28 protein-coding genes are annotated in these 22,372 nt (G+C 42.9%); 11 read left to right on the forward strand and 17 right to left on the reverse strand.

Translation table 11 applies throughout. The annotated features are described in order from the left end of the window. Positions 1-36 precede the first annotated feature (36 nt). From ABWV45_RS03330 to ABWV45_RS03410, 17 genes are all read right to left on the reverse strand, one after another. A complete protein-coding gene (locus ABWV45_RS03330; RefSeq protein WP_353348674.1) occupies positions 37-1,725 on the reverse strand; it encodes a flotillin family protein in 1,689 nt (562 codons plus the stop codon). Between the two features lie 40 nt (positions 1,726-1,765). Then, positions 1,766-2,425 carry a YqiJ family protein gene (locus tag ABWV45_RS03335; RefSeq protein ID WP_353348676.1) on the reverse strand — a complete coding sequence of 220 codons (660 nt, stop codon included), beginning with the start codon at positions 2,423-2,425 and terminating at the stop codon, positions 1,766-1,768. Then, positions 2,426-3,085 carry a PspA/IM30 family protein gene (locus tag ABWV45_RS03340; RefSeq protein WP_353348678.1) on the reverse strand — a complete coding sequence of 220 codons (660 nt, stop codon included), beginning with the start codon at positions 3,083-3,085 and terminating at the stop codon, positions 2,426-2,428. After that, positions 3,085-3,585 (reverse strand): hypothetical protein, encoded by a 501-nt coding sequence (locus ABWV45_RS03345; protein WP_353348680.1) that lies wholly within the window; start codon positions 3,583-3,585, stop codon positions 3,085-3,087. Before ABWV45_RS03345 ends, ABWV45_RS03340 begins: the two co-directional genes overlap by 1 nt. A gap of 140 nt (positions 3,586-3,725) precedes the next feature. Then, a complete protein-coding gene (locus tag ABWV45_RS03350) occupies positions 3,726-4,262 on the reverse strand; it encodes a TFIIB-type zinc ribbon-containing protein (RefSeq protein WP_353348682.1) in 537 nt (178 codons plus the stop codon). A 48-nt stretch (positions 4,263-4,310) separates the two neighbouring features. Beyond that, positions 4,311-4,757 (reverse strand): YtoQ family protein, encoded by a 447-nt coding sequence (locus ABWV45_RS03355; protein WP_353348684.1) that lies wholly within the window; start codon positions 4,755-4,757, stop codon positions 4,311-4,313. 39 nt (positions 4,758-4,796) lie between these two features. Beyond that, positions 4,797-5,885, reverse strand: a complete 1,089-nt coding sequence (gene hisC, locus ABWV45_RS03360) for a histidinol-phosphate transaminase (RefSeq protein WP_353348686.1) — start codon at positions 5,883-5,885, stop codon at positions 4,797-4,799. A 127-nt stretch (positions 5,886-6,012) separates the two neighbouring features. Then, positions 6,013-6,213 carry a hypothetical protein gene (locus tag ABWV45_RS03365; protein ID WP_353348688.1) on the reverse strand — a complete coding sequence of 67 codons (201 nt, stop codon included), beginning with the start codon at positions 6,211-6,213 and terminating at the stop codon, positions 6,013-6,015. A gap of 488 nt (positions 6,214-6,701) precedes the next feature. Further along, complete coding sequence (gene hisD / locus ABWV45_RS03370; protein ID WP_353348690.1) at positions 6,702-8,006, reverse strand: histidinol dehydrogenase; 1,305 nt, start codon at positions 8,004-8,006, stop codon at positions 6,702-6,704. 53 nt (positions 8,007-8,059) lie between these two features. Then, positions 8,060-8,701 carry an ATP phosphoribosyltransferase gene (gene hisG / locus ABWV45_RS03375; RefSeq protein ID WP_353348692.1) on the reverse strand — a complete coding sequence of 214 codons (642 nt, stop codon included), beginning with the start codon at positions 8,699-8,701 and terminating at the stop codon, positions 8,060-8,062. A 22-nt stretch (positions 8,702-8,723) separates the two neighbouring features. Further along, positions 8,724-9,986 (reverse strand): UDP-N-acetylglucosamine 1-carboxyvinyltransferase, encoded by a 1,263-nt coding sequence (gene murA, locus ABWV45_RS03380; protein ID WP_353349393.1) that lies wholly within the window; start codon positions 9,984-9,986, stop codon positions 8,724-8,726. Between the two features lie 23 nt (positions 9,987-10,009). After that, on the reverse strand, positions 10,010-10,252 hold the full coding sequence (locus tag ABWV45_RS03385) for a BolA family protein (protein ID WP_353348694.1): 243 nt from the start codon (positions 10,250-10,252) through the stop codon (positions 10,010-10,012). A gap of 111 nt (positions 10,253-10,363) precedes the next feature. Continuing rightward, positions 10,364-10,669: an STAS domain-containing protein gene (locus ABWV45_RS03390; RefSeq protein ID WP_353349395.1), complete on the reverse strand. Its 306-nt coding sequence runs from the start codon at positions 10,667-10,669 to the stop codon at positions 10,364-10,366. Next, positions 10,669-11,328, reverse strand: coding sequence for an MlaC/ttg2D family ABC transporter substrate-binding protein (locus ABWV45_RS03395; RefSeq protein WP_353348696.1), 660 nt, complete (start codon positions 11,326-11,328; stop codon positions 10,669-10,671). The genes ABWV45_RS03390 and ABWV45_RS03395 overlap by 1 nt, the downstream gene beginning before the upstream one ends. After that, a complete protein-coding gene (gene mlaD / locus ABWV45_RS03400; RefSeq protein WP_353348698.1) occupies positions 11,325-11,786 on the reverse strand; it encodes an outer membrane lipid asymmetry maintenance protein MlaD in 462 nt (153 codons plus the stop codon). The genes ABWV45_RS03395 and mlaD overlap by 4 nt, the downstream gene beginning before the upstream one ends. Positions 11,787-11,798: 12 nt before the next feature. After that, complete coding sequence (gene mlaE, locus ABWV45_RS03405; protein ID WP_353348700.1) at positions 11,799-12,581, reverse strand: lipid asymmetry maintenance ABC transporter permease subunit MlaE; 783 nt, start codon at positions 12,579-12,581, stop codon at positions 11,799-11,801. Continuing rightward, on the reverse strand, positions 12,574-13,383 hold the full coding sequence (locus ABWV45_RS03410) for an ABC transporter ATP-binding protein (protein WP_353348702.1): 810 nt from the start codon (positions 13,381-13,383) through the stop codon (positions 12,574-12,576). Before ABWV45_RS03410 ends, mlaE begins: the two co-directional genes overlap by 8 nt. A gap of 147 nt (positions 13,384-13,530) precedes the next feature. On the opposite strand from ABWV45_RS03410, the gene ABWV45_RS03415 reads away from it, so the two are divergent. From ABWV45_RS03415 to mgtE, 11 genes are all read left to right on the forward strand, one after another. Then, positions 13,531-14,487, forward strand: a complete 957-nt coding sequence (locus tag ABWV45_RS03415; protein ID WP_353348704.1) for a calcium/sodium antiporter — start codon at positions 13,531-13,533, stop codon at positions 14,485-14,487. Positions 14,488-14,507: 20 nt separating this feature from the next. Beyond that, positions 14,508-15,470: a KpsF/GutQ family sugar-phosphate isomerase gene (locus ABWV45_RS03420; RefSeq protein WP_353348706.1), complete on the forward strand. Its 963-nt coding sequence runs from the start codon at positions 14,508-14,510 to the stop codon at positions 15,468-15,470. Next, positions 15,470-16,030 carry an LPS export ABC transporter periplasmic protein LptC gene (lptC, locus tag ABWV45_RS03425; protein ID WP_353348708.1) on the forward strand — a complete coding sequence of 187 codons (561 nt, stop codon included), beginning with the start codon at positions 15,470-15,472 and terminating at the stop codon, positions 16,028-16,030. Before ABWV45_RS03420 ends, lptC begins: the two co-directional genes overlap by 1 nt. Then, on the forward strand, positions 16,011-16,511 hold the full coding sequence (lptA, locus tag ABWV45_RS03430; protein ID WP_353348710.1) for a lipopolysaccharide transport periplasmic protein LptA: 501 nt from the start codon (positions 16,011-16,013) through the stop codon (positions 16,509-16,511). Before lptC ends, lptA begins: the two co-directional genes overlap by 20 nt. A gap of 4 nt (positions 16,512-16,515) precedes the next feature. Next, on the forward strand, positions 16,516-17,241 hold the full coding sequence (gene lptB, locus ABWV45_RS03435) for an LPS export ABC transporter ATP-binding protein (RefSeq protein WP_353348712.1): 726 nt from the start codon (positions 16,516-16,518) through the stop codon (positions 17,239-17,241). 53 nt (positions 17,242-17,294) lie between these two features. Then, entirely contained in the window at positions 17,295-18,794 is a 1,500-nt protein-coding gene (locus ABWV45_RS03440) for an RNA polymerase factor sigma-54 (RefSeq protein ID WP_353348714.1), read from the forward strand. 106 nt (positions 18,795-18,900) lie between these two features. Next, a complete protein-coding gene (gene hpf, locus ABWV45_RS03445; protein WP_353348716.1) occupies positions 18,901-19,206 on the forward strand; it encodes a ribosome hibernation-promoting factor, HPF/YfiA family in 306 nt (101 codons plus the stop codon). Between the two features lie 6 nt (positions 19,207-19,212). Continuing rightward, on the forward strand, positions 19,213-19,665 hold the full coding sequence (gene ptsN, locus ABWV45_RS03450; RefSeq protein WP_353348718.1) for a PTS IIA-like nitrogen regulatory protein PtsN: 453 nt from the start codon (positions 19,213-19,215) through the stop codon (positions 19,663-19,665). Between the two features lie 15 nt (positions 19,666-19,680). Continuing rightward, positions 19,681-20,538, forward strand: coding sequence for an RNase adapter RapZ (gene rapZ / locus ABWV45_RS03455; RefSeq protein ID WP_353348720.1), 858 nt, complete (start codon positions 19,681-19,683; stop codon positions 20,536-20,538). Between the two features lie 84 nt (positions 20,539-20,622). Continuing rightward, the gene (locus ABWV45_RS03460) at positions 20,623-20,892 is read left to right on the forward strand and encodes an HPr family phosphocarrier protein (RefSeq protein WP_353348722.1); all 270 of its coding nucleotides are present in this window, start codon (positions 20,623-20,625) and stop codon (positions 20,890-20,892) included. A gap of 122 nt (positions 20,893-21,014) precedes the next feature. After that, positions 21,015-22,370, forward strand: a complete 1,356-nt coding sequence (gene mgtE / locus ABWV45_RS03465; RefSeq protein WP_353348724.1) for a magnesium transporter — start codon at positions 21,015-21,017, stop codon at positions 22,368-22,370. Positions 22,371-22,372 lie beyond the last annotated feature (2 nt).

The raw sequence follows: 22,372 nt of genomic DNA on the forward strand, positions 1-22,372 counted from the left end.
GACTATAGATGTTGATTGGCACTCGATATAGATTAATTAAACGGATGGTTTAATATCATTTCCTAAATCTGAAACACCAGCTTCTTGAAGTAAAGAATCAACCAACGGTGCCATAGCTCGATGCTTTAAGGCACTATCTACTAAAGCTTCCGGTAGACTTTGACTCTTTTCTGCATCCGCATTCAATATCCCATTTGTGCCTTTTTCTCCAAACCCAGACATCCCATCAATAGAAATAATTTTCATACCATCTATATTTTCTAGAGGTTTCACACTTTCTTTAATAATCATTGGTAGGTTCTCATGCAAGCTTAACACTCGCTTCAATGAAATCTGAGCTTCACTTAGACTATTTAACGCTTCATTCATTGCTCGCTGACCCTCTGCATCAACTTGATACTTTTCTCTGTCTGCATCAACCCGAACACGAATTGCATCTGCTTCTGCCTGTGCTTGTAAGCGAAGCGCTTCTGCTTTGTCTTCAGCTGCCAGTTTTTCAGCTTCAGCAGATACCTTCACACCTGTTGCTTGGCGCTCCGCTTCTTTACGAGCTTCAATCAGCTCAATTTCCTTATCACGTTCTGCAATTTCAACCTGCTTAGCCGTAATAACTTTTTCTTCTGCTCGAACAGCTTCGGATAGAGCAACATTTGCCTCTTGATCAGCCAAAGATTGCTCTTTAGATTTTTGAGCTACGGCAATTGCACGCTCTTGACCTGCAATTTCTAGTGATTTTTGTTTTTCTATTTCTCGTTGCTGAAGAAGGCGTTCGCGTTCAATTTCCTGCTCACTTAAACGGCGTTCTTTTTCAATTTCAAGTAAACGAGTGGATTGATCGGCAGCAATTCTCGATACATCTACTTCACGTTTTGCTTCAATTTCCGCTTGTAGTGCTGTTCTTTCTTTATCCGCTTTTTCTTTTGCAATATCGGCCTGCTGCTGAGCTTCTCTATTTTCAATTTCGCGTTCCTGCTCCAATTTGGCATATCGAGTTTCACGCTCAATTTCTAATCTTTGACGTTCTGCTTCTAGGTTTTTCTTTTCAATTAGTACCAATGTTTCCTGCTCAACATCATTTACCTCTTTACGGCGAGACTCGATCGAGCGAGTCATTTTTGCCAAACCTTCTGCATCGAAGACATTATCTTGCTGAAAAAATTCTCTTGGGGTTTGATCTAAGCCTGTAAGTGATACGGATTCTAATTCCAAACCGTTTTTCAACAGATCTTCACTAACTACCTGTTGAACTTTTTGTACAAATTGACTGCGCTGTTCATGAAGCTCGGCCATTTCCATTTCTGCAGCAACCGATCGTAATGAATCGACAAACTTACCCTCTATCATTTCTTTAAGTGCTTCAGGGTCAAGAGTTCTTGTACCTAATGTTTGCGCTGCATTGGCAATAGCATCATTTTCTGGTTTAACTCGCAAATAGAATTCAGCAAGAACATCAACTCGCATGCGATCTTTAGTAATAAGCGCCTGTTGCTCTTTACGTGAAACCGCCAATCTAAGTGTATTCATGTTGACAGGAATAACCTCGTGCAAAACAGGTAATACCATAGCCCCGCCATTCAAAATAACTTTTTGTCCACCCATCCCTGTACGAACAAACGATCGCTCTTTTGAAGCTCTTGTATAAAGACGAGAGAAGATGATGCCAATTGCTAATAATGCAAATATAACAATAATCGAGAAAAATATAACTGTAGATAAATTACTCATGTGAGTTCCATTTCTTTATTTTTAATGACTTAAACTCTGACTAATCTGCCATATGATTTAAGTTGGGGTTATTTGGTGCGATTACTTTAAAAACAGCACCGTTTGACTCGACCAATAAAACCTTTTCACCTTTTGAAAAGCTTGTTTGTTCAATTGGTTCTACCATTATGTAATGAGTTGTTCCAAACTGATCTTTGAAACGGGCTTCGGCTGGAGAATTCTGTTTTGCTTCCCCTAGCGTTATAGTGGCTACTCGCCCAATAAAACTACTTGAAGATATTGACTCTGTTTCATCTTTAAATGCTATCTTTGATAAAATTCCACTACTACTACGAACAATGGGAAGTGATAATAATAAAGATATAATTCCAGCAGCAAAGGCAGGCAGCATAAATCCAAAAGTTTCATCAAGTATTGCTTGCATGGTAATTCCTATTACACCAAAAACACTTAAAAAAACAACTAAAAGAACTAATGCTGGTACTTTACCAAATCGAATCCAGCCTAAAAAACGACTCAGAGCCCCTCCAGTTGTAATACTTGAACCTGCATCAACATCTACATCGGGCAAGATACTATCTAACGCTTGTGATGCCCCAAAGCCAACCAGAGTCAAAACTCCTTCTAGTAAAGAAATAATCAACATTAATGTTATTGCAATACTAAAGGGAATATTTTGATCAGAAAGAATGAACTCCATTTATGAGCTTGCCTCTGATTTAACCTTTGCTAGACGCTCTTGAATCCGATTGGTTCTCGCTAATGCTTCTAACTCAGCAAGCTTGCTTGCATCTTTGTTGGCACTAATGCCTGGCGCGCCAGCCACATTCATCACTCGATTAAATGCTGATGTCGCCTTATCAACCTTTTGTGAAGAGTTATTGGTGCTATGCAAATCATTTCCACCCTCTGTATGGGCCTCTGCTTTACGATATTCTTCTGAAGCTTCCTCCATTTCTCGCCTTTTTGCTTGAAGCGCTTGAATAAAAGAGTTTAACTCCAAAATTTGTGCGTCTGAATCCACTATTGATTTTTCAACAACTGGAATCATCGCTTCAATATCCATCTGGCGAGCAATCGCTGCCTCAGCTAAATCATCACGACCTGCATTTACTGCTACCTCTATTTGCTCCTGTAATTCCGTGTGGCGAGCATTATCTTTATTTAGACTTTGACTACTAAGATAACGAGCTGCCTCCGCTCTGCCTAACTCTTGGCGAACTTCTTCAATCGCTTGATCTATTTCTCGAATTGTTTCTTCCATGACCATTAATGGCGCAGCATTTTCAAGAGAATTAATTAGAGTGTTAGCAGATGCTGACACCAATCGTCCGATTCTAGTGATATATCCTTCTGGCATTATTTGCTCCCTTTTTTCTGTGATTCTATATAGATATGTTGATTTTCAATAAAATGAGTTATGCGTTTTTTTCGGTCTTGATTAATTGTATTTGTAATTATTTTTGAAGATTTGTTTTCCAATAAACATGGCACTAAGCGCGTTATTAAATCTTCTGCTACTGGTTCTAATTGAGCTTCTAGTTGCGCTAAAAAATTGATTTCTTTTTCGGTGGATTGGATTGACGTTACTACCTCACAAACCATATCCAAAATAGTATCCACTATATCGCTACGGACATTAGGATCTTCTTTACTTATAGCTTTATAGGGCGCTATCGTTTCTGAAGAAGATAGGTAAGCGCGAGTAAAGGTTTCCGTCCCTACTTGATCTCGAGCCATTTTAATAAGCTCTCGAACCTTTTCACTCTGCGTAATAGCGCCGTTTTGTTCTATCTTCATCAAATAAGCATGATCTTCTTGAGATAATCGAACACTTATTGATTGAGATTTGCTGAGCATCCAGCCTGTCCTTGTGTACCCATTGATTTGCATACAAATGTATACAACGAATACAAAGAGGTCAACTATCTTTTTAGGATATAAGATATGTTGGAAAATAACGCTTTTTTAAGTATTTGAGTGATAAAGATTAATAACGATTATTCACTGCCAAGATAATGAATAATCGTTGCCTTATGAGGGGCCTTATCCAACCACTTCTTCACTTCAATTGCTTTTTCAGTATCAATTGAACCGACTGACGCTCTCAAGCGAGCAACCCTACTCGCATCTTGCTTTTCTTTCCTGACTTTACGCTGCCAATTTTCAGTAAATATACTTGTAGCACTCGTCATCAAACTTAATGATTTCAGTAATGCCCACTCCCCTCTATCAAGCCAAGCCTCATCACAATTTCCACATAGATCTATGCGATTTCCCACATCGCCTGCCAGTGAGTATTTTGTCATCACTCGGCTACACTTCGGGCAGTTTAATGCGATTTTAGAATCATGCTCTTCCATAGCTGCATCGTCCGAGCAAGTAGCTTGCTCATCTACTGCGCCTTGCTCAGCCCAATCTCGATAGTACAACAAAGATAATAACGCGCCTTCACAAGTTTTACAGCCCATCGCCGGCAAACGTGCCTCTAGCTTCGTAGGTAATAATCGGGTTGTTTTACAGCTTGGGCATTGCATTAGATAATCTCCTTTAAAATCAGCCGCAGTCTTATATCAAGGCACACATTACTTTTCAGAAATCACGTACTTTAAAATTCCTACAATTTGTTCTGGGTTTTGGGCCCACGCCATCGCTGCACCATCCACTTCTTTTAACGGGTGAATAATGCTTTCATCATGCAATGTAATATACGGCTTGCCTAAAGCCGCACACATGCCTGCATCAAACGCTGCATTCCACTGTTTGTATTTATCACCAAAGCGTACTACTGCCATGTCGCAATTTTCGATCATGTTTTTAGTACGAATCGCATTTACTTTAGATGACTGATGATCACGCCAAAAACTATTTTCAGGTACACCCAATACATCTCCAGCGGCGTCGCTGGCTTCATGATTGGTAACTGCCGATACAAATTCAACGGGCAAATTAAGGGCTTTTGCGCCTATTTCAATTTGTTCACGCCAATTAGTATGGATTTCGCCCGATAGATATACATTCCACGTTTTCATAGTTACTCCTATTTTTTTTCGCTAAGCGATTAAATTAAACTACTGAATCGAGCCTGAATCAGATATGACTTTTAACGCCTGATATAATTTATCGTTTTGCTCGGTGGTACCCACTGTGATGCGCAAGCAGTTCTTCAACAATAGGTGACCACCGTCCAAGCATTTAATTAAAATCCCTTTTTCTTTTAAACCTTCGAACCAATGACGAGCCATGCCATCTGGGGTGCGCACCAGTACAAAGTTGGCTTCACTTGGGAATACTTGTAACCCTTGAATGGTGCACAGGTCTTTCATTAACACAACGCGGTCAATGCGCAGTTGTTCAGTTTGCATAATTAACATGTCAAAGTGCTCTAACGCAAACAGGGCACTGGCTTGGGTTAATGAATTAATATTGTAGGGCATACGAATTTTTTCCAACTCGCTTAACCATTGCTTAGAACCAATCAGCAAACCTAAACGCAAGCCTGCTAAACCCACTTTTGATAAAGTACGCATAACTAACACGTGGTCATACTTTTCTAATAAAAACAAATGATCGGCATCGGTAAAAGCGGTATAGGCTTCATCTAAAATCACTAAACCTTGAGAAGCTTCAATTACATTAGTAACGATGTTTTCATCCCACAAATTACCAGTAGGATTATTAGGTTGGGCTAAAAAGATCAGTTCAGGCTCATGTTCGTTAATGGCCTCAAGCATGGCCGCTTCGTCTAATTCAAATTCGTCGGTTAATGGCACGCCCACATAATTTAACCCGCAAAACGTTGCAATCATTTTATACATAACAAAACCCGGTTCTGGCGCTAGAATGGTCGCACCGGGCTTGGCTACTGCCATGGCTAACATTTGAATGATTTCATCACTGCCATTACCTAATAAAATATCATAATTATCATTTACGCCCATCTCTGCTTTTAAAGCATCTTTTAGTTGCTGAGCACCAGCATCAGGGTAGCGATTAATGGGCACATCTTTTAATAAGTCAGCCCATGCTTCACGAGCCACCGCTGGCCACATATATGGATTCTCCATGGCGTCTAACTTCAACATCCCTTCAGCACTTGGCACTGGGTACGCGGTTAAATCTAGAATTTCTTGGCGAATGAGTTTTTTAACACGAGACATGTGAGTTTCTCTTAAACAAAAACCCTAAGGTTAAAAACGTTAGGGTTTTATTATTTTTAAATTTATTAATACATCAAACATCTTCGAAAAAATATTTTTACTTAATTATAAGCAGCTGTGATGCTTTTTAATCTGTATACCAACTTATTGACATAACAGTCGCAGTAGCACCTATTGCTCTATACATTGGGCTATCTGGATTATCTCCATACAAGCTCATCAGTAAAAAAGACACACTTAGAACTACAGGAATAACAGACTTATTATTTACATCAGCATCTAGCTTAAAGTCACCATTAGAAGCAGGCACTGAAGTGGCATTACTCATAATACTTCTTTCTTGATACTTGTATTCATTCTCTAATTGTAAATTCAATGATTGCGCGGACGCGTTTACTGACAATATTAGGAAAACAACAAACATTAAAAATCTATACATTTCTACAACCCTGAAAGGCATTAAAATTAATTTCGGTTACACTTAAGTAATAAAGTTACTACTAAAACCTTGGCAGCGATAATCAGCAAGGTATCATTTTTTGAAGAAGCGCAGTCATCGTACCCTTGGGTAGTACATGAGCATTCTGAAAAAATTTATAACACCGCTAGGGCAAATTATTACCGTTTATTAATCCATTAAACCGTCAGCGGCGACGCTCAAGCTTTTCAACAACGCATAAGCGAGTAAGCTAGGGTTAAACGCGTAGTAACGATGACCTAGCAAGGCATAAATTTTTGAAGAAGCGGAGTGTACAAGTAGTACATGAGCATTCTGAAAAAATTTATAACACAGCTAGGGCGAGTTGATACCGTTTATTAATCTTTTATGCGGTACTCGGCAGACCTCGCATGGGCTGTAAGGGACTCCCCTCTTGCCAATACCGATGCAATTTTGCCCATTTCACTGGCACCATCTGCACTGCACATTATTAGTGAGCTGCGCTTTTGGAAGTCATACACACCTAACGGGCTGGAAAAACGTGCGGTGCCAGATGTAGGCAACACATGGTTTGGCCCAGCGCAGTAATCTCCTAAAGCTTCGGCGGTGTAGCGCCCCATGAAAATGGCACCTGCGTGGCGAATTTGCTTGGCCATGACTTCTGGGTTTTCTACTGACAACTCTAAATGTTCTGGCGCAATACGGTTAGCAAGGTCAATGGCTTCTTGTTCGTTTTGTACTTTTACCAGAGCGCCGCGACCTGAAAGAGAAGCGCGAATAATGGTTTCACGTTCCATGGTTGGCAGTAGCTTTTGAATGCTCGCCTCCACTTGTTTTAAATAGTCAGCATCCCACGAGATTAAAATAGACTGCGCGTCTTCGTCGTGCTCCGCTTGGCTAAATAAATCCATGGCAATCCAGTCTGGATCGGTTTTGCCATCACATACCACTAAAATTTCAGATGGTCCGGCAATCATGTCAATGCCCACTTCACCAAATACGAAGCGTTTAGCTGTGGCTACATAGATATTGCCTGGACCAACAATTTTATCCACTTTAGGGACGCTTTGAGTACCGTACGCCAAGGCGGCAACCGCTTGCGCACCACCAATGGTAAAGCAACGTGTCACACCGGCAGCAGCGGCAGCGGCTAATACTAATTGATTCACTTCACCGTCAGGTGTTGGAACCACCATGATGATTTCTTTTACTCCTGCCACGTGTGCAGGAATGGCATTCATTAATACGCTTGATGGATACGCGGCTTTGCCACCCGGTACATAGATACCCACGCGATCCATAGCCGTCACTTGCTGACCTAATACAGTGCCATCTTCTTCTTGATACTGCCAAGAGTCACTGCGTTGTTTTTCGTGATAACGACGTACTCGTTCGGCCGCTTCTAATAGTGCTGTGCGACGTTCTTGGGGAAGGTTATCCAGCGCTTCTTGTAATTGAGTTTGCCCAATTTCAAGTTGCTCCATACTACTGACACTCAAACGATCAAAGCGATTGCTGAATTCAATAACCGCTTCGTCACCACGGGTTTTAATTTGATGCAGGATATCTAATACAGTTTGCTGCACTTGATGATCCGATACCGATTCCCACGATAACAAATCATCCATGGCTTGGGTGAAGTCTGCTTGTTGGCTATCTAAAGTTCGCATTTGAAACGACATACTGGCCTCTACACTCTAACTAACTGCACTAAATACTCAAATCGCGCCGGTCATTAACGACGACGATCTACTGCTTGGGCTAACTTATCGATGATAGGTTGAATCTGGCGATGTTTCATTTTCATGGCGGCTTTGCCCACCACTAAGCGCGAACTAATAGGTGCGATTAAGTCTCGCTCTTCTAATCCATTGGCTTTTAACGTGTTACCTGTATCAACGATATCAACAATTAAATCCGCCAGCCCCATAATGGGTGCTAACTCCATACCGCCGTATAGTTTGATGATGTCCGCTTGTTTGCCTTGCTCGGCAAAATAACGTTTGGTCACACCGACAAATTTAGACGCAACTTTAATGCGACCTTCTGGCATCACTGCACCTTTTAATGCGGCGGTCATTAGGCGACAGGTGGCGATGTTTAAATCCAGAGGTTCATACAAACCTGTACTGTCCGCTTCCATTAATACGTCTTTACCGGCAACACCAATATCCGCTGCGCCATATTGCACGTAAGTTGGTACATCAGTGGCACGAATCACAACCAATTTAATATGGTCATGGTTGGTATCAAAAATCAGTTTGCGACTTTTTTTAATGTCTTCCGCTGGCACAATGCCCGCTTCTGCAAAAAGCGGTAAGGTGTCATCTAAAATTCGACCTTTAGATAACGCGATGGTCAATGGCTGTTGGCTCATGATAATTCCTTGATGCTTCGGCCTAGTTTGGCACGCGGCGAATATTAGCGCCTAATAATTGTAGCTTTTCTTCGATGCACTCATAGCCACGGTCTATGTGGTAGATGCGTTCAACAACCGTTTCACCTTCGGCCATAAGCGCGGCAATGACCAAGCTGGCCGATGCGCGTAAATCGGTGGCCATAACAGGGGCGCCTTTTAATTTGTCACTGCCTTTAGTTATGCAGGTATTTCCTTCTAAGGCCACTCGTGCGCCCATACGTGCTAGCTCTTGCACGTGCATAAAACGGTTTTCAAAAATGGTTTCAGTTACGGTTGCACTGCCGTTAGCTACGATGTTCATCACTAAAAACTGGGCCTGCATATCGGTTGGAAAGGCAGGGTATGGCGCGGTTTTGATGTTAACAGGCTTTAACTCACGGCCAACCATGTCTAAGCTGATCCAGTCTTCACCTGTTTCAATTTTTGCACCAGCTTCTTCTAGCTTGTGCAATACTGATTCTAAAATATCAGCACGGGTATCTTTCAGTTTTACTTTTCCGCCTGTAGTGGCTGCCGCTACGAGATAGGTTCCGGTTTCGATACGGTCAGGCATCACGTTGTAATGACCGCCGTGTAGGCTTTCTACCCCTTCAACACGAATAACATCTGTGCCGTGTCCGGTAATTTTTGCACCCATGGTGATTAAGCATTCGGCTAAGTCCACTACTTCTGGTTCACGAGCTGCGTTTTCAAGTAGTGTTACGCCATCAGCCAAGACGGCTGCCATTAATAGATTTTCAGTACCGGTTACCGTAACCGTGTCCATGAAAATATTAGCGCCTTTTAAACGCCCATCCGTGGTGGCTTTTACGTAGCCATCTTCAACCACAATATGGGCACCCATGGCTTCAAGGCCTGATAGGTGAATATCTACAGGGCGAGAACCAATGGCGCAGCCACCGGGCAAGGATACTTGTGCTTCACCAAAACGAGCCACTAAAGGACCTAATACTAAAATTGAAGCGCGCATGGTTTTAACTAACTCATACGGGGCCACAAGAGTTTTTATGTTATTGGCGTTCACTTCAATGGCGTAATCTTCACCCATTATGACATCCACGCCCATGGTACCTAAAAGGTTTATCATGGTGGTGACGTCATGCAGGTGTGGCAAGTTACCTATGGTAATTGGAGTATCAGCAAGTAAGGTGGCAGCAATAATTGGCAGCGCCGAGTTCTTAGCACCAGAAATTCGGATTTCACCAGAAACTGGCTTACCACCTGTAATGATGAGTTTGTCCATTGAAGGCATAGTTAGCTACTTTATTAAGATTGTTGTTGAGCCCACTGGGCTTGCGTGTAGGTCTTAATGGTTACGGCGTGCACGGAGCCGTCGGTGATTTTGTCATTTAATGCCGCATATACAAATTGCTGGCGTTTCACCGGGTTAAGACCTTCAAATTCATCGGAAATCACTGTGATTTCATATTTATAGCCATCCCCATCCACCGATACCTGACAGTTTGCTAGCTTTTCTTGAAGCAAGGATTGTAAGTCTTCTGGGCTCATACGGCTCTCCGATGGGACTGAGAATGTGGCAATGAAAAAATAAAGGCGGGAATTGTAGCGCAAAGGCACACTAATAGCTAAGTGAAAAATAGCCGCCAGCTCACATTCTGTCTAGGCGTCGATAGGAAAAACTGATTCTAGGCAGGCGCTTTTGATTTGCCCTGCTAAAGACTCAGGAACACGAACCACTTGAAGTGACTTTCCTGAATTTTCTGCATAGCGTTTCCAGCTTATCAATAAGGCTAAACTGGCACTACTGCACTTGGTGACAGCAGACAAATCAAAGAGAATTGGGCTTGTACTCTCATCAATCGCAGCCATCCCTTCTTTTTCCACATACATGACTGTATCAAAACTCAACTCTCCGACAACACCATAGTCTCCAGCTTGTCGCAGCTCCACTTGTTGATGTGGCATCACTCGGACTCCTCTATCCGCTCAGCTGTGGCATTTTGTGCTTGCGCTAACCCTGATGCCCCCCACTCTTCAATGGCTAAGCCTATATTGCCATTATTTTGAGAGACTAGGCGAGAAAATCGCTCGCGGAATAACAAACCCATGTTAATGCCATTAATAATGACATTTTGCACCATCCATTTATTTTCTTTTTTATTGTAAAACAAGCTTTGAGCCACTGGGAATATTTGCCCACTTGAGGTCACCACCTCAAAACTTACTTGCGTATTACGCTCTGTTTGATTAGTTGGGTTTAATGGCAAAAGGTTGACTTTATAATTATTAAACTCCCACAACCCTTTAGCGTAAGTATTCAATAAGCTTGACTTAAAAACCGCTAAAAAAGCGTACTTTTGCTCTTTAGTCGCACTGCGAAAATGCTTTGCCATAACGCGCCGCGCGATGCGTTTGAAATCCACAACCTCCCCGAGCTCAGCATCAACTAGCTGAATTTTTTGCTTATCTGTAAATATGGTGTTGGCTTTTGATTGTTCAATCTTAGCCATTAAACTGTGTATTTTTTTATCAACCAATTCAAATGCCTGTTGCACAGAAGGTTCTGCCCAAGCATTAACCGTCAGTATGCAAAACAGCGCAAAGTAGACCCTATTGAACATCATGGTGATTCACTGGCTCGGGAGAAAATAAACTGGCCGATAAGCTCTTCTAGCACAATGGCTGACTGGGTATCCTCGATCACATCACCGCTTAATAAGTTTTCCTCATCAGCACCTACACTCAGCCCGATGTACTTTTCTCCCAGAAGGCCCGATGTTAAGATTGATGCCGAGGTATCCAGCGATAAAGGCACCCCTTTTTCGATGGCCATTTTCACCACTGATACATAGCTGTCAGTATCTAAACGAATATCCACCACCCGTCCAACAATGACACCAGAAAGCGAAACTTTAGCGCGCTCACTCAAACCGGATGAGTTCTCAAAGCGGGCATACAAATAGTAGGTGTCGTCATCCCCTTGAAACCGTAATCCACTAACATTCAAAGCCAGTACCAATAAGCCGAATATCGCCCCAATGACAAAAATGCCCACTATCAATTCCACTGACTTACCTTGCATAGCCACTCACTCCTAAAACCCACCTAACATGACCGCCGTTAATACGAAGTCTAGACCTAAAACAGCTAAAGAGCCTTGTACTACGGTTGCCGTAGTGGCCAAGCTCACCCCTTGAGAAGTTGGTTCAGCCCTCCAGCCATGGAATAAGGCTATCCAAGTACACACAAAAGCAAATACCAGTGCCTTAAACACCCCTTTCAGTACATCATCCACAAATAACACAGAATGTTGCATATTCGCCCAATAAGAGCCTTCATAAATCCCCAGTATTTCCACCGCCACAAATGCGCCGCCATAAATTCCAAGTAAGCTGAATAAAATAGTCAATAACGGCAAACTAATAACCCCAGCCCACAAACGAGGTGAAAACACGCGTTGATAAGGGTCTACTCCCATGATCTCCATGGCTGAAAGTTGTTCAGTGGTTTTCATTAGGCCAATTTCTGCAGTTAACGCAGAGCCGGCTCTTCCTACAAATAACAAGGCGCTCATTACAGGCCCAAACTCACGCAATAGAGATAAAGCCACCATTTGCCCTATGACTTCTTGGGAGCCATAGCTGCTTAAAATGTAATACCCCTGCAGGGCCAATACCATTCCAACAAATACACCTGCAACTAATATAATGGGTAAAGACAGCACCCCCAGATGAAACACCTGTGTTATTAACCGTCCACAAGGTCCTTTAAAACCTCGACCCCAGTTTAAAATATTAAGTAAAAATACGCCCCATTGACCAAGGGCTTGGCACAACCCAAGGGCCTTATCACCAAGATTAATAATGTAACTAATCATGCTGCATTACCTGATTTACAAAAGGTTCAGCGGGATAATGGAAAGGCACAGCAGCATCACCTTTAGCGTATAAAAACTGCTGTACAAATGGATCTGACGACTGACTTAGCTGATCAGGGCTGCCGCTTGCTACGACCTCACCTTTGGCAAGCACATAGACATGGTCAGCAAGAGATAAGGCTTCTGGTACATCGTGACTCACCAAAACAGTGGTTAACTTTAAGTCTTCATGTACTTGTCGAATAAGCTTCATGATAACACCCATTGAGATTGGGTCCTGACCGGTGAAGGGTTCGTCGTACATAATTAACTCTGGGTCCAGTGCAAGACTTCTGGCAAGGGCTACCCTTCGCGCCATGCCTCCGGATAATTCACTGGGCATCAATTGAGCCGCGCCTCTTAATCCTACAGACTCAAGCCTAATCAGCACTAAATCGCGAACCATGGATTCAGATAACTTTGTGTGCTCTCTTAATGGAAACGCCACATTGTCGAAAACCGACATATCTGTAAATAATGCGCCGCTTTGAAATAATAAGCTGAGCCGCTTCCTGACTTTAAGTAATGCTTTTCGACTCAAATCGGCCAAATGATCACTATCAAGTACGATTGAGCCCAAGTCAGGCTTAAGCTGTCCACACATCAATTTTAAAAGTGTGGTTTTGCCCGTTCCACTTGGCCCTAGAATGACCGTCACCTTCCCTTTTGGAATGGTCAGGCTTAAATCGTGGAATATGGCTCGTCCTTCACGACTAAAGTGTATGTTTTGCAGTTGCACAAAATTTTGTGTTGAATCAGACATGTCCAAACCCTGTGCTCTCAATTGCGTATCCTTTCACCTAGTATTCAGCATAGCTGGATCTTAGTACTCCACAACCAACCTAGAGCCTTGTTAGGCCGCAAAAAGCCTGTAGAATGCGCCGATTGTTTATATTTATGGGTGTTATCGATGCTATTAGCCTCTCTTGCCATTTTAATTGGGTTAATTGTTCTAGTATGGAGTGCTGATCGCTTTGTATTAGGTGCTGCTGCCACCGCTCGCCACTTAGGCATGTCTCCGCTACTCATTGGTATGACGATTGTGTCGCTAGGTACCAGTGCTCCGGAAATTTTTGTCAGTGCAACCGCGTCTTTAGATGGCTCGGGCATTTTAGCCATTGGTAACGCCTTGGGCTCCAACATTACCAACGTTGGCCTAGTTTTAGGGATCACCGCTTTAATCGCCCCCTTGCCCATTCAGGGCAGAATGCTGAAAAAAGAAATCCCTATTTTGTTGCTTGTCACTGTCATCGCAGGCCTCGTGATTCAAGACATGCACCTTGGCTTTTGGGATGGGGTTGTCATGTTGATCTGCTTAGTGATCACCCTATTTTGGTTGTTTAACGAAACCAACGAACAAGAAATTAGCGGCCTAGATGAAGAAGAAGTAGAGGCTATTGAGCATACCTCCACTGCCAAAAGTATAATGTGGCTTGTGATAGGATTAGTGGCATTAATGATTAGCGCCAAACTGCTTGTTTGGGGTGCAGTGGAAGTGGCCCGTTATTTTGGCATCAGTGAACTAATCATTGGTTTAACCATTATTGCCATTGGTACTAGCCTACCTGAATTAGCCGCCAGCGTAGCCAGCGCATTAAAAGGCCATCACGACATTGCCATTGGTAATGTGGTGGGCTCTAACATATTTAACTTACTAGCAGTGATGCCCATTCCGGGTTTAGTGGCCGGCACCGATATTGGCTCAGAAGTTCTGTATCGAGATTATGGCGCCATGCTGGCCATAACCTTATTACTGATTGCTTTTATTTACAGCTTTCGTCGTAAAGGCCGTGTCGGACGCAGCGCAGGTAGCATTTTGTTATTGGCCTATGCTAGTTATTTAGGTCTATTAATTTTCCAAGCTTAATTTAAAACATAAGAATTATTATGAAATTTATAGATTCAGCTGTTCGTACCATTAAAGCCGAGCGAGATGCCGTTGATGGCATGCTTGGCAAGCTTAATCAAGCCATGTTCACTAAAGCCTGTGAGTTATTATTAAACTGTAAAGGCCGTATTGTCGTCACCGGCATGGGAAAATCAGGCCATATTGGCAATAAAATGGCTGCCACACTGGCCAGTACAGGCAGTCCAAGCTTTTTTGTTCACCCCGGTGAAGCGGCCCATGGCGATATGGGCATGATCACCGAGGATGACGTGGTCATCGCCCTTTCTAATTCAGGGGAATCCAGCGAAGTCACCACATTAATCCCTCTAATTAAGCGCTTAAATGTACCGTTAATTGCCATGACTGGTAATGATCAATCTACTTTAGCGCAAGCCGCTGATAGTCACTTAAACACAGGTGTTGATAAAGAAGCCTGTCCATTAGACTTAGCCCCAACCTCTTCAACCACTGTCACCCTAGTTATGGGGGACGCACTGGCTATCTCGCTTTTAGAAGCCCGTGGCTTTACCGCTGAGCAATTTGCCTTCAGCCACCCTGGTGGCAGCTTGGGTCGTCGATTATTACTAAAAGTAAAAACTATTATGCATGCCAATGGTCAAATACCTAAAGTAGCGCTAGGAACTCCCATTAAGGATGCATTAATGGAAATAACACAAAAAGGCCTAGGCATGACCACCGTCATCAATGAAGACGGTGCCCTTGCCGGTATTTTTACCGATGGTGACTTACGTCGAGCATTAGATAAAGACGTGGACTTTCATACAACCCCAGTAGAAAACGCCATGACCCAAAACTGCACCACCATTGACCCTGAAAAACTGGCTGCAGAAGCACTGCAAGTAATGGAAGAAAAAAAGATCAACGCACTGGTGGCCATGGAGCTTGGCAAGGTGGTTGGTGTGATTAATATGCACGATCTACTCAGAGCAGGTGTGTTGTAATGCGCAAGCGTTATATCGTCACAATTTTAACGGCACTAGCCATCGTGGCGTACATGACCTTGGATGATCGAAATGCATCTGATGAAATTATAATCGAATCCTTAACAGATCAAGAGCCTGATTACATCATCGAGGGGTTGAACTCAGAGTCTTTTGATGAACAAGGTAACCTCATCCAACAAATCGCTGCCCGCAAAGCCTCTCACTACCCTGCTGATGATATTACCCTACTTGAAGCTCCTGCCGTGCTATTGCATGAAAACAATCTTCCCAAATGGGGCATCAAGAGCAACCATGGTCAACTGATAAAAGATCAAAACCTATTGTTAGAAGGGGACGTTATTATTGTCCCCTTACAATCTACTGCAAACGATTTTAGCCTAACCACCGAAAGCTTAAATATAGACTTACAAGAAAAGATCGCAGACACTGATCAAACTGTACTAATTGAAAGCGATACAAGCGAATTAAGCGCCATTGGAATGACCATTTTATTAGACAAACAACTGGTTAATTTTAAGTCGCAAGTCAGAGGACGCCATGTACCTAAAGCACCTTAAAATATTTTTTAGTTTACTCCTATTAACTCAGTTAAGCTGGGCACTACCGGATGATCGCCAACAAGAAATTCGGATCGCCAGTGACCAAGCTTCTTTAGATAAGCTAAAAGGGGAAGTCATTTATTCCGGTAACGTAAAAATGCAACAAGGCTCATTGAATATTGAAGCCGAGAAAATCACACTCAAGCGCAGCCCTGATGGCATTTCAGAAATCATAGCCCAAGGTACCCCCGCTCGATATGAACAAATAATAAATGCTGATGACGGCAAAACCTTAGCCTACGGTGAAACCATTATTTACAATACACAAAGTGATCAATTAACGTTATTAAAACATGCAGGTTTAGAGAAACAGGGTAATGTATTCTCAGGCGAGAAAATTGTGTATTCAATAAACGAACAAAAAGTAAAAGCTGAAAGCCCACAAGAAGACACCCGTATTCACATGGTAATTCAGCCTAAACAGGACAAGGAATCCTAAATCCATGGCAAAATTGCAAGCTCAGAATTTAGCCAAAAGCTACGGGCCAAGACAAGTTGTTAAAGACGTTTCCATGTCCATTGAAAGTGGGCAGATTGTTGGATTACTTGGCCCAAATGGCGCGGGAAAAACCACCTGTTTTTACATGATCGTCAACTTAGTTGCCTCAGATAAAGGCCGTGTTTTAATTGACGACACCGACATCACCAATTTACCTATGCATGGCCGCGCGCAAAAAGGTATCGGCTACTTACCACAAGAAGCATCAATTTTTCGTAAGTTAACCGTTGCAAATAATATTATGGCCATATTAGAAACTCGCAAAGAATTGAGCCATACTGAACGTAAGGAAAAACTTGAAAAACTGTTAGATGAATTCCACATCCAACATATTCGAGACAGCTTGGGCATGGCCCTTTCAGGTGGTGAACGACGCCGTGTTGAAATAGCTCGTGCGCTTGCTGCAGAACCATCCTTCATACTTTTGGATGAACCCTTTGCAGGGGTTGACCCCATATCAGTGGGAGATATAAAAAGTATCGTAAAACAACTGAAGAAACGCGGTTTAGGTGTACTGATAACCGACCACAATGTTCGAGAAACCCTTGATATTTGTGAGAAAGCTTATATCGTGGGTAATGGTCACATTATCGCAGAAGGTTCTGCTGAAGATGTTTTATCAAATCAGCAAGTCAAAGATATTTATTTAGGTGATGACTTTAAGTTGTAATCTTGTATATTCAGGGTAACAAGTCAAAGTGACATGGGATTAAGCAGTATTATATGAAAGCCTCGCTCCAACTTAAAATGGGTCAGCAGCTGACCATGACTCCTCAGCTGCAACAGGCCATCCGTTTACTTCAGCTTTCTACCCTAGATCTGCAGCAAGAAATTCAAAACGCTCTGGACTCAAACCCTTTGCTCGATGTAGATGAAGAGTTTGAAGGCGATGCCAATCAAGACATCAACTCACAAAGTGAAGACAAACAAGAAACTACCCAACCAGTAGAAGAAACCCAATCGGATGAGCCAACCGCCGCCGATGACTGGAATGAAAACATTCCGGACGAACTGTCTACCGACAGTGAATGGGACGATACTTGGCAAGCCTCCGCTGCCCCTACATCCATGACAGAAAGCCACTCAGGCTCATCATCTGGTGATGATTTTGACATGGATAGCCGAAACGGCAGTACTGATGATCTACGTGATCACCTATTATGGCAGCTTAACCTAACTCCTATGTCAGAAAACGATCACCTAATTGCCATCAACATCATTGAAGGTGTGGACGATGACGGCTACTTAAAAGTTGATCTTGAAGACATTGTTGGGTCATTAAACCCAGAGCTTGAAATTGAACTAGACGAAGTAGAAGCCGTATTACATTTACTCCAACAATTTGAGCCTAGCGGTGTATGTGCCCGTGATTTACAAGAATGCTTATCACTGCAACTGCGCCAACTACCCATTGAAACACCATGGTTGCCATTAGCTCAAACCTTAATCGATCAATACATCGACTTATTAGGCTCTAAAGATTACGCAGCACTTATGCGTAAATTAAAAGTCAAAGAAGACGAGCTAAAAGTGGTTATTCGAGGCATACAAGAATTAAATCCACGCCCAGGCTCACAAATTGATCCACAAACCAGCGAATACGTCATACCTGATGTTATGGTTCGTAAAATCAAAGGTGAGTGGCGTGTTGAATTAAACCCTGAAATTGCCCCTAAATTGCGCATCAATGACCACTACGCATCAATGGTGAAGCGCGCTGACAGCAGCGCAGACAACAATTTCATCAAGGATCACTTACAGGAAGCCCGCTGGTTTCTTAAAAGCTTACAAAGCCGTAACGAAACCTTGCTTAAAGTGGCCATGAAAATCGTTGAGTATCAACAAGACTTTTTAGAACAAGGGGATGAAGCAATGAAACCCTTGGTTCTGCATGACATTGCCGAGGCAGTAGGCATGCATGAATCCACCATTTCTCGTGTTACCACTCAAAAATACATGCATACACCGGCCGGTATTTTCGAGTTGAAGTACTTTTTCTCTAGCCATGTGAGTACCACCAGTGGTGGAGAGTGCTCATCAACCGCAATTAGAGCTATGATTAAAAAGCTCATTTCAGTCGAAAGTGCTAAAAAGCCTTTAAGCGACAGCAAAATTGCCAACATGTTAGAAGAAGAAGGCATCAAGGTTGCACGTAGAACTGTAGCCAAGTACCGTGAGGCGATGCACATTCCACCGTCAAACGAACGGAAACGCTTGGTTTAGCCATTAGTATATGGCGAATAAACGAGTTTTCGCCGATAAACTATTTATTAGATTATCAGCATATTCACGCACTCTGGAACTGGAGTGCCGACAGTAGGAGCCATCTATGCAAATTAATATCAGCGGCCATCATGTTGAAGTGACTCAATCCTTAAAGGATTACGTTCAGTCTAAAGTGGAAAAGCTTGAGCGTCACTTTGATAACATAACCAATGTACAAGTCACCCTGACCGTAGAAAAGCTCGCCCAAAAGGCAGAAGCCACCATCCATGCTGCTGGCGCCGATTTACACGCCAACGCAGATAGCGAAGACATGTACACCGCTATCGACAGCATGACGGATAAACTAGACCGCCAACTGCTTAAGCACAAAGAAAAGATGGTTAATCACCGTCATGGAAATAACCACTGATTCAATATGACTTCAAGTATTTCAAATATTCTTAATCTTGAGCGCACCCAATTGGGTGCGCACTGCAGTAGTAAAAAGAAACTCATTCAGCATGTTAGCCAGTTTTTAGCATCCAACATTGAGGACGCTCAGGCTGATGACATCTATGAACGACTCATTACAAGAGAAAAGCTGGGAAGCACCGGCATCGGAGAGGGCATCGCCATTCCCCACTCTCGCTTAGAAGAATGTATCGACACGGTAGGCGCACTATTTATTTTAGATGAGCCCATCGACTATGACGCCATTGATCGTCAGCCCGTTGATATTGTGTTTGTGCTTTTAGTGCCCGCCGAAGCCACCGAGCAGCATTTACAGACCCTCAGTATGCTTGCACAAAAATTCAGCAAAGAAACCTATCGAGAGCAACTTCGCTCAGCAAAAAGCCAACGTGAACTTTACCAGCTCGCCACCGCATAAATAAAAGGTTTAATTATGAAACTCGTGGTCATAAGTGGTCGTAGTGGTTCAGGGAAAAGTACCGCCCTTGATCTATTAGAAGATCTTGGGTTTTATTGTATCGATAACCTACCAGTGGCTTTACTGCAAAACCTACTGGATCAAATACAGAGCGAATCATCACAACTTACCAGTGTTGCCGTAAGCATTGATGCGCGCAACAATCAAACTGACCTAGCTAACTTTTCCATTATTCTTGATAAACTTGACCGCAAGCAATGCGAACTAGAAATCATCTATCTGGATGCCCACACAGACACCTTATTAACCCGCTTCAGTGCCACCAGACGAAAACACCCATTAACAGGGCCAGATGTACCGTTACTGGATGCCATTGAGCGCGAAAAAGCTCTGCTTCACAACCTCGCCGATTTAGCGGACTTAACCGTCGATACCACTCACCTATCCATGCATCAATTAAGAAGCTTAATTAAAGAAAGAGTGGTCCAAAAACAAGAAAATGAAATGTCATTGTTGTTTGAATCATTTGGTTTCAAACACGGCATACCTAAAGATAGTGACTTAGTGTTCGATGTACGCTGCCTACCTAATCCCTATTGGGACCCAAGTTTGCGTCAATACACAGGACAAGACGTAAAAATACAAACATTTTTAAAAGATGAAGACTCCGTCAATAAGATGTTCAATGACATACAAGGGTTCTTACAAAACTGGTTACCTGAATTTGAAGCTAATAATCGCACCTATATGACAGTCAGTATTGGCTGTACTGGCGGACAACACCGAAGTGTGTATATGGCTGAACGGCTTTTTAACGCCTACCAAGAGATTTACCCAAATGTTCAAGTACGTCACCGCGAGCTCAATCAATAATACGCTGAATTCCATGCGCTAACGCTGGACATCAACTCATTTGCTGGATATGGTAAGTCATTACTCATTTTTACACCTACTATCATGCTTGAAAACTCTGCAACAATAATAAATAAACTGGGTTTGCACGCACGCGCCGCCGCTAAGTTGGTATCCACCGCATCCGCGTTTTCCAGTAAAGTTAAAATTAGCTTCAATGGGAAAGAAGTAGACGGAAAAAGCATTATGTCCGTGATGATGCTAGCAGCCAGCCAAGGCTCTGAAGTTCTATTAAAAGTTAATGGCGATGACGAACAAGCGGCCATGGATGCATTAATAGAGTTAATTAACGACTTCTTTGGTGAAGGCGAATAACCTTTCCTCTCAATAAAACCTCAAATAAATCAGCTCACTAGGCTACACTTTTTAAACAAGGGGTCGTAGCCTGATACTCGCTTTATCGGTACAATCAACCCCTGATCTAAAGGGAACCCACTATGGCTAGGGGCGAACATAAGCACAATAAACTTGTCCATCTAGGTGCCGCTCTAGAAAGCGGTGCTTTGGCACAAGTGCGCCGTATCCTAAATAGTGATTTACAACCTGCCGATGTTGCCCACCTGCTTGAATCATCCCCCCCAAAAGAGCGTAATTTACTTTGGGACTTAATTGATGAAGAAAATGAAGGTGAAGTTCTTCAACACCTGAATGATGAGCTGCAAAGCTGGTTATTGAACCGAATGAGTGTTGAAGAAGTGGCCAACGCCATGTCTGACTTAGATACAGACGACGTGGCCGATTTACTTCAAATACTGCCTCATACAGTGACCCAAGAAGTCCTTACCACAATGGACTCACAAGACAGAGCGCGTATTGAAGCGGTTCTGTCTTATCCTGAGGACAGTGCCGGTGGTCTGATGAACACAGACACTGTAACGGTACGTCCAGATATTACGCTGGAAGTGGTATTACGTTACTTAAGGCGTCACCGCTCCCTTCCTGACATGACAGATAACTTATTAGTAGTAAACCGTCGCGATGAATTTATTGGTGTTCTTCCTATCAATAAAATTTTGGTCAGTGATGGCGATACCACTGTTCGAGAAATAATGAACACCGATGTCATTACTATCTCAGCGGATATGCCAGATACCCAAGTTGCACAGTTATTTGAACGTCACGATTTAATCTCAGCGCCGGTTGTAGATGAAAAAACATACAAGCTGTTAGGACGTATCACCATTGATGACGTGGTTGATGTTATCCGTGAAGGAGCTGACCACTCATTAATGAGCATGGCAGGTCTTGATGAAGACGAAGATACTTTTGCACCCGCATTTAAAACCAGTCGCCGTCGTGCTGTTTGGTTAGGTATAAACTTGCTCACAGCCTTCTTAGCCAGTGCCGTTATTGGGTTATTTCAAGGCACCATTGATAAAGTGGTCGCGCTTGCGGTATTAATGCCAATTGTCGCCAGTATGGGCGGCATAGCAGGTAGCCAGACATTAACTTTGGTTATTCGTGGCCAAGCTATTGGTCACATCGGCAGTAACAATATTGGCTGGCTGCTTAATCGAGAGTTCATCGTGGGTTTAAGCAACGGCGTACTTTGGTCTATTGTAATTGCGCTGGCCACCTATGCTTGGTTTCAAGACCTACAGATCTCCGTCATAATTGGCGTTGCTATCATTATAAATTTAGTGGTGGCCGCATTAGCCGGTGCATTTTTACCGATAATTATGCAACGCCTTAAAATTGACCCCGCCCTAGCAGGTGGCGTGGTATTAACCACCATTACCGATGTGGTTGGTTTTTTTGCATTCCTTGGCCTTGCGGCCAGTTTTTACTTATAAAG

The organism is Oceaniserpentilla sp. 4NH20-0058, from assembly GCF_040371755.1.
In the GTDB taxonomy this organism is placed as follows: domain Bacteria; phylum Pseudomonadota; class Gammaproteobacteria; order Pseudomonadales; family Oceanobacteraceae; genus Bermanella.